The organism is Acidovorax sp. LjRoot204, assembly GCF_056175785.1.
Genome location: NZ_JBGFFF010000369.1, coordinates 1 through 1,091, shown reverse-complemented (window position 1 = coordinate 1,091; position 1,091 = coordinate 1). Strand labels below are relative to the sequence as shown.

Annotated in this window: 1 protein-coding gene; it reads left to right on the top strand. The window is 67.6% G+C overall.

Annotated features, from left to right (window positions below):
- A partial coding sequence (locus tag AC04MI_RS25455) for a haloalkane dehalogenase (protein ID WP_476499079.1) occupies nucleotides 1-1,091 on the top strand: 1,091 nt, incomplete at both ends.

The following is a 1,091-nucleotide window of genomic DNA, read 5'->3' as shown; positions in this document are numbered from 1 at the left end:
GCCCTGCGTGCTGCGGCGCTGCGCCTGGGCAACTACCGGCTGGACGGCTGCAGCCTGTATGTGACGCTGGAGCCTTGCGCCATGTGCAGTGGCGCCATGCTGCATGCCCGCCTGGCACGGGTGGTGTTTGGTGCGATGGAGCCCAAGACGGGGGCGGCAGGCTCGGTGCTCAACCTGTTTGGGCATGCCGAGATCAACCACCAAACCGAGGTGCAGGGCGGGGTGCTGGCCGAGGAGTGCGGCGGCCTGCTGAGCCGCTTTTTTGCGCAGCGGCGCCGCCAGCAACGCGCCGAGGCATTGGCCCGCCACCCCCTGCGTGACGATGCCTTGCGTACACCCGATGCGGCTTTCGCGAACCTGCCCGGCTACCCCTGGGCTCCCCACTACGTCAGCGACCTGCCGAGTCTGGCGGGCCTGCGCTTGCACTACCTGGACGAAGGCCCCCGCGATGCGCGCCGTACCTGGCTGTGCCTGCATGGCAACCCGGCTTGGAGCTACCTCTATCGCCGCATGCTGCCCACCTTTCTGGCTGCAGGCGACCGCGTGGTGGCACCCGACCTGATCGGTTTTGGAAAAAGCGACAAGCCCAAGAAGGAAGGTGCGCACCAGTTCGAATGGCACCGCCAGGTGCTGCTGGAGCTGATCGAGCGGCTGGACCTACGCAATGTCGTGCTGGTGGTGCAGGACTGGGGCGGCATCCTGGGCCTCACGCTGCCCATAGCGATGCCCGAGCGGTTTGGCGGCCTGCTGGTGATGAACACGCTGCTGGCCACAGGCGATGCACCGTTGCCCCAGGGCTTTGTGGACTGGCGTGCGATGTGCCGGGACAAGCCGCTGTACGGGGTAGGGCGCCTGCTGGCACGCGGCAACCTGCACCTGAGCGCTGCGGAATGCGCAGCCTACGATGCCCCCTTTCCGGACAAAGGTTACCGGGCTGCGCTGCGTGCGTTCCCTGACCGTGTCCCTGCCGCTCTGGATGACGCCGGTGCGGCGCTGTCGCGTGAAGCCCGCGATTTCTGGCAGCACCGGTGGCAAGGCTTCAGCCTGATGGTGGTGGGGGCGCAAGACCCCGTGCTGGGGCTGCCCACCAT